The organism is Streptomyces lothianensis (genome assembly GCF_047779955.1).
Classification (GTDB): Bacteria; Actinomycetota; Actinomycetes; order Streptomycetales; family Streptomycetaceae; genus Streptomyces.
Genome location: NZ_JBLMKT010000063.1, coordinates 16236 through 28565, shown reverse-complemented (window position 1 = coordinate 28565; position 12330 = coordinate 16236). Strand labels below are relative to the sequence as shown.

General features: G+C 70.3%; 3 protein-coding genes. 2 read left to right on the top strand and 1 reads right to left on the bottom strand.

Annotation, left to right across the window (positions count from 1 at the left end):
• Positions 1 to 60: 60 nt before the first annotated feature.
• The gene (locus ACLF6P_RS21530) at positions 61 to 3369 is read right to left on the bottom strand and encodes an FG-GAP-like repeat-containing protein (RefSeq protein WP_415952273.1); all 3309 of its coding nucleotides are present in this window, start codon (positions 3367 to 3369) and stop codon (positions 61 to 63) included.
• A 478-nt stretch (positions 3370 to 3847) separates the two neighbouring features.
• On the opposite strand from ACLF6P_RS21530, the gene ACLF6P_RS21525 reads away from it, so the two are divergent.
• Both ACLF6P_RS21525 and ACLF6P_RS21520 read left to right on the top strand, forming a co-directional pair.
• A complete protein-coding gene (locus ACLF6P_RS21525; protein WP_415952272.1) occupies positions 3848 to 11806 on the top strand; it encodes a polymorphic toxin-type HINT domain-containing protein in 7959 nt (2652 codons plus the stop codon).
• A complete protein-coding gene (locus ACLF6P_RS21520; protein WP_415952271.1) occupies positions 11796 to 12308 on the top strand; it encodes an SUKH-3 domain-containing protein in 513 nt (170 codons plus the stop codon). The genes ACLF6P_RS21525 and ACLF6P_RS21520 overlap by 11 nt, the downstream gene beginning before the upstream one ends.
• Positions 12309 to 12330: the final 22 nt, after the last annotated feature.

The following is a 12330-nucleotide window of genomic DNA, read 5'->3' as shown; positions in this document are numbered from 1 at the left end:
GGGGTCGGGCTCGGGTTCGGGCGGCAGGGACCCGGGGCGGCCCCGGGGCAGGGCGGTCGGTCAGGTCAGGTCGAGGTAGCTGCTCCAGTCGGCCGTCATGACCACCTTCACGAGCCGGTTGGTGTTGGTCTTGCTGGGGTGGTAGACGCGCACCTGGCCGGTCGCGGTCTCGCGGGCCCACAGGTCGGGGATGCCGTCGCCGCTGGTGTCGGGGATGGAGATGACCTCGTCGATGACGTCCGCGGTCCAGCCGGTGCCGTAGTTCGTGTCCACGCCCTCACGGGAGTTGACGGCGAGCGCGATGGACATCGGGTCGAGCCCCTTGCCGGAGCTGTCAGGCTTGCCGTGCCGGATGTACATGTTGCCGTTGCCCGGGTTGCGCCAGAGCAGGTCGGCGGTGCCGTCCAGGTCGATGTCCGCGAGGGAGATCACGTCCCGTCCCGCCCAGGTGGTGCCGCCCAGGAGCAGGACCGCGTCGCTGAAGGCGCCCGCGGTGTAGCCGCCGAGGAACCACAGCTGTCCGCCGTCGGTGACGACCACCAGGTCGGGTTCTCCGTCGCCCGTGACGTCTGCGGTGGTGCGCATCTCGTCCCAGGTGGCGGGGTCCGGGGCGTTCTCGGGCAGCAGCACGCGTACGCGGTCGTCGACGTTGAAGCTGCCGTAGCCGTCGCCCTGGTAGATCCACAGGCCGCCGTCCGGTGTGCGGGCGAGGAGGTCGGTGAGCCCGTCACCGGGGTAGTAGTCGCTCCACTTGGAGATCAGGGCGTGCTTCTTGGTCGTGGCGGTGGAGTTCGCGTCGTACCAGTGGCCGGGCGGGGTCTCCTCCCGCTTGCCGTTGTACGAGGCGACGAGCCCGCCGTAGACCTCGCCGCCCTGCTCGCCGGGATAGGTGTACAGGGTGCCGTCGGCCTTGATGACGACCATGTCGGGGTAGGTGTCACCGGTTACGTCGCCGGGGGCGTCGGCGGAGCGGCCCGCGGGGACGAAGGTGCGGATCGCGGAGCGTTCGGAGCGGTTGCCGACCGCGTCGTAGGCGTAGGCGTGCAGGTAGAGGGGGCCGGCCGTGGGCGCCTTGAGGGTGATGGTCACCGGTTCGCCCTTGGCGGCCCGGGTGACCGATTCGATCAGATGCCCCTGCACGGCGTTGCGGTCGATGCGGAAGGTCTGGCCCGAGGCCGTGTCGTCCAGGTAGATGTGCGTGTAGTTGATGGAGTTGAAGCCGATGGCGTAGTGCGTGGCCGACGGGCCCGAGTCGATGGTGAGGGTGCCGGAGGTGCCGTGCGGGGCGTCGACAGCCCAGTTGGTGCCGGCCGAGTTGATCTGCGGGTAGTCGGCGGAGGTCATGGTCGGTGCCGCGGGCGCGGTGTCGTCGACGGTGAAGCGGCAGGGCTGGCTGCCAGGCGGAAAGAACGTGGAGACGGCGCCTTCGGTGTCCTCGGCCCGTATGTCCCAGGAGTAGGTCTTGCCGTCCGCGAGTTTCGTCGAGGCGACGGTCACGGACGCGGTCTGGGTCTTGCTGCCCCCGGTGCCCGTCACGACCTTGTCGAGGATCTTCGTGCTGGCGCCGGTCTCCCACAGGCGGAAGCGCAGGCCCTTGAGGTTGCTGTCCTGGTCGGTGGCCTTCGCCTTGAGCACGACGTCGGTGAGGCCGATGACCTCCTCGCCGATGGTGGTGTTGCACGTGCCGGGCGTGATGTCACCGTCGACCGGCTCGTAGGGCGGCCGGTTGAAGCTGACGGTCAGCAGGGCGCTGGCGGCGCTGTACTTGCGCCAGGTGTACGTGGAGGTCTCCGTGGTGGCGCGCAGCCCCATGGTGAGCGTGCCCCACTTGTTCTTCGCGGCGTCCGCGGCCCCGGACTTGACGTTGTAACCGACGTAGGCGTCGTTGCAGCCGTAGTTCTCGTTGCCGTGCGCGTAGGACTTCGCGTCCAGCTTGCGCTTCCAGGAGGGCTGGTTGTTCCAGGTCGTGGAGGTGGAGATCCCGCCGGTCAGCCACAGTTCGATCTGCCGCGGCTCGGTGCAGGACCAGGCGTGGGTGTTCTTGATCTTCCAGCTGGCCCCGGTGATGGTCGAGCCGTGGGCCGCGCCGGGGAAGTCCATCCGCCAGAAGGAGCGGGCGAGACCGCCGTCCTGCTTCTCGTAGCCGACCCGGGCCTCGCTGGTGCCGCCGGAGTAGTTCGTGCCGTTGAAGTAGTTGGAGTTCGGATACGGGCGGTACGCGATCGTCCAGCCCTCGTCGCCGAGTTCGAGCGTGGGGTCGATGAAGACGGGGAAGCGGACCTTCCCCGCGTCCACCTTCTTGCCGGTCAGCAGACCGGTCGCCGCCGCGTCCAGGGTGAGCGTGGCCCGTCCGGTGCCGTCGCCGTCGAGCGTCGTGGGCAGTACCGCGTTCGCCGTTCCCGGCTCGGGACCGGCCAGGCCGCCCAGCGCGAGGGTCGCCTCGGCGGTTGCCGTGCCGGTGGCGTGCCGGGTGCCGGAACCCTGGGTCTGCCCGGGCGTGGAGTCCCAGGCGAAGGGTGTCGGGATCACTCCGACCCGTGTGCCGTCGGCCGCGTCGGTGATCTCGACTCCGCCCGTGGTGGTGTCGAGGGCGAACTCGGCGGTCTCGGAGCGCAGTCCGTAGTGCACCTTCCGCAGCGCCGACTGGCGCGCGGCCCGCTCGTTCTTGACGATGAGCAGCTGGCCCAGGCCGCCTTGCTCACGCGCCACGAGCAGCAGGTCCACGCCGGGCAGCACCTCGCGGTACAGCGCCCGGTTGCCGTCGACGACCGGCTCGGGCAGGGCGCCCGGCCAGGTGTACGTGATCTTGTGGCCGTCGTGGACGGCCGACGCGAGGAACGTTTCCCGGTCCGCCGGTGACGCCTTCCCGTCCGCCGGAGCCCGGTCCGCCGGCCGCCAGGCGGCCGGGCGCACCGTGCCCTTGGGCGCGCTGGTGCCGTCCGCCGTCGCGGCGGCCGCGAACTCGACCTGCCCCGGAGTGTTCTCCGGGCTGAGCCGGGTGCCGTCCGCGCTGCGCCGCAGGTTCGTGTCGATCTCCGCCCAGGTGCCGTCGGGCTGCTTGGTCCGTACGGGGACGGCGTGGATCTCGGAGCGCCAGCTGCCGTCGGGGAGCGCGAAGGTGCGGGAGGTCTGCGTGGTCTCGGCCCCGACCACGACCTCCCGCTGCTGCGCCTGTGCCTTCCGCATCGCCTCGGGCGCCGTCAACGGGCCGGTGGGGCGCTTCGCTTGAGGCTCCACGGGATCGCGCTGCCACGGTGTCCAGGCGAGCAGCCCGGCCACCAGGGCCACGCAGAGCAGCGCGACGAGTGCGGCGATCCGGGCGCGCTTGCCTGCGGCAAGGCGGAGGAACGCGGATGGTTGAGCGGACACGGCGGCAGGCTCCCCGGGAACACGGCTGGCTAGCTGCCAAGCGCCCGCCACGCAGCGGCGGATACCTCGCTGACCTGGGGCGACTTGGGCATGAGTGCGCGCAAGCTATGCGGCGCGAACAGCCGTTGTCGAGCCGAGCGGTTGGAATCGTTTTGTGATCAAGGCCTTCGTTCTCACTGATCGTGACGACTGAATCATGACTGTTCATCGTCAATCGGGCGATATGTGCCGAGCGTTGTGGCCCGTTCTCGTGAATTGTCATCGATCACGGAAATGTAGGAACTTACGGCGATTAGGCACGGAAAGCCCAGGCGATATCTGTGTCCTGCCTGTGATTCGTCACCGAGAGTCAGCTGGGCCTACCGAGGGGAACTGGTGAAGGCTCCCGTGCTCGGTGCGTGGACGCCTCGTCCCGTACTGGATCTGTTCCGTTTGCGCCGGCACGTCCATGGCGGGCGTGGGGTGGGGGAGTTGCGAGATGCGTCGTCGGATGGGGCCGTCCTGGTCCGGACAGGGCAGGCTGGCCGCTACGGCCGCGGCCCGCGAGAGCCGTCGGCATCGGCGCGCGGCGCTCGTCGTCCTGCTGTCGTCCGTGCTGACCGTCACCTCGCTGACGGGTTCGGCCCTCGCGATCCCCGGCCCGGACATGGACCGCACGTCGAACACCGACGTGAACCTGCCCGAGCCGGACAAGGGCTCCCTCGTCGACCTCGACCCCGATGCGCAGAGCTCCCTGTCGCGCCCGGCCGACGTGCCCGTCGAGGAGTACGTCCCCGCGCATGTGACACCGTGGCAGGCGGCCGCCGACCAGACGGCCGACCTCACCGGTGTCCCCGCCGGTGAGACCGTGCCGGTCGGCACCACCCCGGTCCGGCTCGGCGTGCCCGAAGGACAGGACCCGGCCGCCCTGGAGGGAACGTGGCAGGTCGACCTCGCCTCGGTCGACGCCTCCACGCAGGCCAACGTGCCGGGCATGGTGATGTCCGTGACCCCGCCGGCCGGTGTGGACCCGGCCGCGTCGGTGGCCGTGGAGGTGGACCACACCGAGTTCGCCGACCTCTTCGGCACCCAGGCCGCCGACCGGTTCCGGCTCACGCTCCTCGAAGGGTGCACGCTCCCGGACACCGCGACGCTCGACTGCACCGTCGACGAGGGCATCACCACCCAGACCGTCCGGGCCTCGGACGACAAGGATCCCGTCGCCGAGATCGTCGAACTGCCCTCCAGCGTCGAGGTCAAGCGCCCGGCGAAGGGCGCCCGTACGAGCGAGGCGGGCGCGAAGGAGGACAAGCGGCGGCTGACCGGCGTGGTGCCGGTCTCGCTGCTCACCGGCGCCGACGCGAGCGGTCAGCCGCCGGTGCGGCGCGACACCGGGGAAGACGGGACGGAGCGGCCCGCCGCGTCCCCCTCGCCGCAGGACACAGAGGCCGGGGAGCCGACGCAGTCGGCCACCCCCACGCAGCCGGAGCCGACCGCGGACCCCGCGCAGGAGAACACCCCTGAGGCGAGCCCGTCCGCCGCCAACGACGTCAAGCCCGCCTCGTTCACCTCGGCCAGGGTGGCCGAGCCCCTGTCCGGTGCCTCGGCCGGTGTCCTCGGTGCCGTCGACATGGGCGCCTCGACGAGCGGCGACTTCACCGCCACACCCATGTCCTCCTCCGGCGACTGGGCGGCCGGTTCGTCCTCCGGTGCCTTCACCTACTCGTACGACATCCAGCCCCCGGAGGTCCCGGGCGGTCTGATGCCGAAGGTGAGCCTGTCGTACTCCTCGCAGACCGTCGACGGCCGCACCAGCGCCTCGAACAACCAGGCCTCCTGGATCGGAGACGGCTGGGACTACCAGCCGGGCTCGATCTCCCGCCGCTACGTGAACTGCAAGCGGGACGCCAAGCTCAACTCCGGCGCCAACAACGCCGACCACCCCACGCACGACCTGTGCTACGGCTCGAACAACGCCACGATGACGCTCGGCGGCCAGACCGTCAGCCTCGTCTGGGAGTCCGGCAAGGGCTGGACCACGTCCTCCGGCGACGGCTCCAAGGTGGAGCTGCTCAAGAACACCTCGCTGGGCAACGGCGACGCGGACGGCGAGTACTGGAAGGTCACCACCCGCGACGGCACCCAGTACTTCTTCGGCCGCAACCGCCTGCCGGGCTGGAGCGACGGCAAGCCCGAGACGGGCTCGGTCTTCACCGTGCCCGTGTTCGGCAACCACCCGGGCGAACCCTGCTACAAGGCCGGCGACTTCAAGAACTCGTTCTGCAACCAGGCCTGGCAGTGGAACCTCGACTACGTCGTGGACCCCTCCGGCAACGCCATGACCCTGTGGTGGCAGTCGGAGACCAACCGGTACGCGAAGGACTGGCAGTTCAAGAAGCCCGTCTCCTACGAGCGCGGCGGCTACCTGCGCCGCATCGACTACGGCATGCGCTCCGACGCCCTCTTCGCCGAGGCCCCGGCCCGCGTGTGGTTCACGGTCGCGGAGCGCTGCTTCGCCGAGGGCTCGCTGTCCTGCACCGAGGCCAACTTCACCTCCAAGGACCCGGGCGACTACCGCATCTGGTACGACACCCCCGTATCGCTGCAGTGCAAGACGACCGGTGACTGCTGGAACGCGGCGCCCTCGTTCTTCACCCGCAAGCGCCTCGACAAGATCTCCGTCAGCGCACAGCGCAAGCCCGGCGCCGCCCGCGCCACGGTCGACGTCTACCAGCTCAAGCAGTCCTTCCCGACGATGACCACGGGCGCCAACACCGCCCTGTGGCTGGAGTCCATCCAGCGCACCGGCTACGGCGTCGGCGGCGTCGCGGGCGGCGAGTCGAAGTCGCTGCCCCCGGTCACCTTCCAGGCCCACCCGGACTACATGCCCAACCGCGTCCTGCGCGGCGCCGACGACCCGCGCCCCGGCTTCGCCCGCCAGCGCATCGGCCGGGTCGTCAACGAGTACGGCGGTGAGAGCGTCGTCACGTACTCCAAGCCGACCGGCGCCTGCGCGACCGGCGAGGGCCTGCCGTCGCAGACCTCCAACAAGGGCCTGTGCTACCCGGTGGCCTGGCATCCGGACCCCTCGGTCGACGACGAGGTCGACTGGTTCCACAAGTACGTCGTCACCCAGGTCGAGGAACTGCCCGCGGTCTCCGGGGCGACGGCCACGTCCACGGCGTACGTGTACGGCACCCCGGCCTGGCAGCTCGCCGAGGCGGAGTTCTCCAAGAAGTCCACCCGCACCTGGGCGAAGTTCGCCGGATTCGACACCGTCACCACCATCACCGGCGCGGACGACCTGGCCACCTCCGCCAAGCGCTCCAAGTCCATGACCCGCTTCTACCGGGGCCTGGGCACCGGCGTCACCGTCAAGGACGTCACCGGCGCCGCGATCGGCCCCGACCACGAGGCGTTCGCCGGCCGGATCGCCGAGCAGGTGGACTACCCCTCGGCGGGCGCCGACCCGGCCACGGGCTGGATCAGCCGCTCCACCTCCGAACTGTCCGCGACCGAACTGGCGCGCCGCCCGCTCGGCGACGGCCTCAAGGACCTCATCGCCTGGCGGGTCGTCGAGACCGGCGACCACTCCTGGACGAAGTCCTCCGGCGCAGGCGACGACACCCGCACGCTCCGCGAGATGGCATCGAGCACGCAGTACAACGCCGACGGTCTGCCCACCCAGGTGGAGATGCTGGGCGACACCGGCAAGAGCGGCGACGAGACGTGCACCCGCACGGAGTACGTCGCCAACACGGGCAAGCACATGCTCGGCCTCACCAAGCAGATCCTCACGTCCCCGACGACGTGCGCGGCCGCCACGTTCGGCACCCTCACCTCGCTGACCGGCGCGTTCCGCGTCGCGTACGACGGCGGCGGCTACGGCACCACACCGGCCCGCGGGCTGCCGACCGAGTCGTGGGCGCTCAAGGGCGACGGCTCCGGCTTCACCTCGAACGGCACCACCGGCTACGACGCGCTCGGCCGCACGGTGAAGACCACCCGGCCGGGCGAGACGCAGTCCGCCACCACCACGTACGAGCCTGCCGTCGGCATGCCGTTCAAGGTGACCGAGACCAACGAGCTCGGCCACACCTCCGTGGAGACCGTCGAGCCCGGCCGCGGCACCACCCTCACCGCCCAGGACGCCAACGGCCACACCACCCGGGCCGTCTACGACGAACTGGGCCGCGTGGTGCAGGCCTGGGGCCCCGGCCGCGACCCGGCCACCGACACCGTGCCCGACCTGGAGGTCGAATACCGCCTCCAGCAGGGCGAACCCGCCGCGGTGATCTCCCGTACCCGCGGCCACGAGGACCGGGTGGAGACCGGTGTCGTCCTCTACGACGGCCTCGGCCGCATCCGCCAGACCCAGGAGGAGGCCACCGGCGGCGGCCGCCTGATCACCGACACGCTGTACAACGCGTCGGGCGAGGTGTGGAAGACCAACAACGCCTACCTCACCGACGGCGAACCCACGTCCGCACTCGTCTTCCCCGAGACCTCCGGCGCGGTCCCCAACGCGACCCGCTACACCTACGACGGCATGGGCCGCGTCCTCACCGAGACGCCCGTCCTGAACGGCACGGACGCCGAGGACCGCCGCACCGTCTACACCTACGGTCTCGACAACTCCACCGTCATCAACCCCTTCGGCACCGCGTCCTACCGCACCTGGACCGACGCCCTCGGCCGCACCAGCCGCGTCGACACCTTCACGGACACCACCCGCACCGCGCACGAGTCGGTCCGCTTCACCTACGACTCCCGCGGCCGGCTCACGGAGGCGCAGCAGGACGACGGCACCGCGTGGACGTGGAAGTACGACACCATCGGCCGCGTCACCGAGTCCACCGACCCGGACGCGGGCACCACCAGCTTCACGTACGACGACCTCAACCGCCCCGTCACCACCACGGACGCCCGCGGCAAGACGGTCTGGACGGGCTACGACATCCTCTCCCGCCCGATCCTGACCCGCGAGAACTCCTCCACGGGCAAACTGCTCGGCGCCTACTCCTACGACCAGGCCGGCGGCGGCATCGGCATGCCGTACACGGCGCTGCGCTACACCGACACCGGCAACGCGGCGCAGACGATGATCAGCGCCTACACCAGCGACTACCAGCCGACCGTCACCTCGATCGCGCTGCCGAAGGACCTCGCCGACCAGTACGGCCTCGAGTACCGCTACACGTACACCCAGACGTACAGCGACACCGGTCTGCCGCATTCCACCCGGCTGCCCGAGGTGGGCACCCTGCCCGCCGAGGAGGTCATCACCCGCTACAACGAGGAGGGCCTGACCGAGTCGGTCTCCGGACACGACTGGTACGGCTCCCAGACCCTGTACTCGCCGTACGGACAGCTGCTGCGCTCCACCCTCGGCGACAACCCCTACCGGGTGTGGTCGACCGCCTCCTACGACGAGGCCTCGGGCGAGCTGAAGAGCCTGCAGACCTGGCGCGAGTCCACCGGCACCAGCGCCAACGTCACCGGCAACAAGGTCTCCGACACCTCCTACACCTACGACCCGGCGGGCAACGTCCGCTCGATCCGGCAGGGCGCCGAAGGCGTCCGCGAACGCCAGTGCTTCCGCTACGACGCCGTCGGCCGCCTCAACGAGGCCTGGACCTCCTCCGACCAGACCGCCTGCGCCGCGGGCGGCGCGAGCAGCGCCGCGGACGTCTCCGCGGGCGAGGACGGCTCCGGCTACTGGACCGACTTCACCTACGCGGGCCTGACCGCCGAACGCGCCACGATGGTCGAGCACGACCTGACCGGTGACGCCGCCAAGGACGCCACCACCACCTACACCTACGGCGAGGGCACAGCCGGCCCGCACGCCCTGACCTCGCTGGTGCGCGAATACACCGCCGAGTCGGGCGCGCAGGTCCGGCAGGTTCTCCAGCGGACGTACGACCAGAGCGGCAACACCACGTCCGCGGCCGGGGACTCCGGTGACCCGCAGACCCTCACCTGGACCTACGACGGCCTGCCCGAGACGGTCTCCGGTGCGGGCACGGACGGCAGGACGGCGTACGTCATGCCGTCGGGCCGCTGCCTCGACCTCAGCTCCGGCTGGGCGAAGAACGACCAGCCGCTGCAGATCTACTCCTGCAACAACAGCCCGGCCCAGAAGTTCGCCTTCGTCCCCGACGACCCGGCCGCCGACACCGACACCGGCAGCCTGCGGGTCCTCGGCGACTGGTGCGCCACCCCGGGCGGAACGACGGCCGGGTCGGCGGTCGGTGTGCGCCCGTGCGCGGGCGGCGCGGACCAGAAGCTCGTACGGGACGCGGCGGGCCACTTGAAGCACGCGGCCACCGGCCTGTGCCTCGCGGTCAAGGGCGGCTCCACAGCCTCCGGCACCGACCTGGAGCTCGCCGCCTGCAACGCCTCCTCCACGGCCCAGGCCTTCGTGCCCCAGTCCGAATCCCGCTACGTCTACGCACCCGGCGGCGCCCGCCTGCTGACTCTCCAGGGCGACCAGGCCACGCTGCACCTCGGCGAGGCCGAACTGTCGGTCAAGACCGGCGGCGCGATGATCGACGTCCAGCGCACGTACGACGTCCCGGGCGGCTCCATCCTGCGCTCGGCGTACGGCAGTTACACGCCGGGCCACTCCATCCTGTCCGCCATCACCTACGACCACCAGGGCACCCCGTACGCGGAGGTCTCCTTGCGGGACGGCATGGAAGCCCGCGTCCGCAAGACCGACCCCTTCGGCGGGGAACGGCTCGCGGGCCAGACAGCCACCCGTGCCACGACGCACAAGGGCTTCCTGGGCGCGAGTCGCGACGACGCCACCGGCTACACGATGCTCGGCGCGCGCCTCTACGACCCGCTGGCGGGCCGCTTCCTGTCCCCCGACCCGGTCCTCGACCTGGCCGACCCGATGCAGCGCGGCGGCTACGCCTACGCCCACAACAACCCGGTCACCTACAGCGACCCGACCGGTCTGGCCATCAAGCTCACCTCCAAGGAGATATCCCTGGCCCTTGAGGGCGCCGGACTCTCCGCCGCGATGGTGGCGCAGGCGAAGAGCGACAAGAACCGTTCGCTGACCTCGGTCATCCTGTCCGCGGCCGGGGCGATCATCCTGGACTACCTCGGCGTCGACGCCATCAAGAGGTGCATCGGCGGCTCGATCTGGGCCTGCGCCGAAGTCGTCCTGGACAACATGCCGTTCATGAAGGCGCTGAAGTCGCCCGGCAAGGTCTACAAGGCGGTCAAGAAGGTCTTCTCCGCGGTCAGCGCCTGGCGCAAGGCCAAGGCCAAGGCCAAGCGGATCCTGGCGAAGGCCGACGCGGCCATCGAGAAGGCCAAGAAGGCCAAGAAGAAGCGCGAGGAACGCCGCAAGAAGGCAGCGCAGGCGAAGGCCAAGAAGGCCGCCGAGCAACGCCAGACCACCAGCAACCGGGCCTCACAGGAGGCCCGCAAGACCGGCAACAACAAGCAGAAGACAGCCCAGGCATCCGCCGCACCACGCTCGTCGGCAGCCGCCTCCTCGGGGGCCGGCAAGGCGAAGGGCGCGAAGAGCTCCTCCGGCGGCGGCGGTTCGAGCAAGAAGGGCGGCGGCTCCACCGGCGCTTCCTCCCGCTCCAACGGCGGCACCAGCGGCAGCTCCGGCGGCTCCTGCCCCGTCTCCAACAGCTTCGTGCCCGGCACGAAGGTCCTGATGGCCGACGGCACCGCCAAGCCGATCGAGCAGGTCAAGGCCGGCGACAAGGTCGTCGCGACCGACGAGAAGACGGGCGAGACCCGGATCGAGACGGTCACGGCCGAGATCAAGGGCGAGGGCCTCAAGCACCTCGTCAAGGTCACGATCGACACGGACGGCAAGGCCGGCGAGGCCACGGCCCAGGTCACCGCGACCGACGGCCACCCCTTCTGGGTCCCGGAACTCGGCGAGTGGATCGATGCCACGGACCTGAAGCCGGGCCAGTGGCTGCGCACCAGTGCGGGCACGTTCGTCCAGGTCGCCGCGGTCGAACGCTGGACGAGCACGGGCGCGACGGTGCACAACCTCACCGTCTCCGACGCCCACACGTACTACGTGGTGGCGGGGGCCGCGCCGGTCCTCGTCCACAACTGCCCGCCGTCGCAGGAGCTGCAGGACACGGCCGACATCGCGGAGGCGTACGGCGCGGAATACGCTGCCGAGTACACTTCGCCGTCCGGCAACACCTACCGGGCGCACAACAAGGAACAGCTCACCGCGCCTCCCGGCATGGAGGACGTGTTCGACGAATTCGACCACCACGGTGGCTGCGCCGAAACGAAGTGCCTGATCAAGGCGTATGCGGCCGAGGGGCCTGCCGCGATTCGCGGCGGACACATGGATGTCGTCCACGTGGGTGACGACGACGACGGGAACTGGGAGCACGGCGACACGGCCAGGCCGTGTGGACGGTGCAGCCGACTGAAGAAGGGACTCTTCATTGGGCCCTGAACCACCCGCGTCCGAACATGGGCTCAGCCTCCCCGTCCGTGAAGCCCTCGTGGCTGCCGGATGGCGGCCGGGGAGGCATATGGACATCTCGGACACCGTTGAACGCCTCGATCGCGCCGGGTATGTGCTCCACGAGCACTTCACCTCCTTCATCCGGGAGTTCCTGGGCCTGGAGATTCAGCCGGCCGCGGCCGCCGGGCCGAATTTCATGAACGACGAACCGTATTGGATCTGTCCCGGCCGAGGGGTGCGGTACCTGGACGAGGCGCTCCTGCTGGAGGACCTGTTCGGGGAGAAGCACAACCCGGTGGGCTGGTGGCTGAGCAGCAGCCATGTGTTCATGGGGGCCAGTGGCCGAGTGCGGGCCCACCTGGACGGCCTCGTCTGGGAACTCGGCGAAACGCCTTTCGACGCCCTGGAGTTCGCGGTGCGACCCACGCGCCCTCTGGTGTGCGTGTGGTCCGCGCCGGGTCGGCGGCCGTGGCCCAAGCGGCGGACCTGAGCTTCGGGGTTACGGCCGCCTG

Bases quoted from the DNA above. Each gene is read 5' to 3' on its own strand.
- ACLF6P_RS21525 (WP_415952272.1), top strand. From the start codon at position 3,848: ATGCGTCGTCGGATGGGGCCGTCCTGGTCCGGACAGGGCAGGCTGGCC.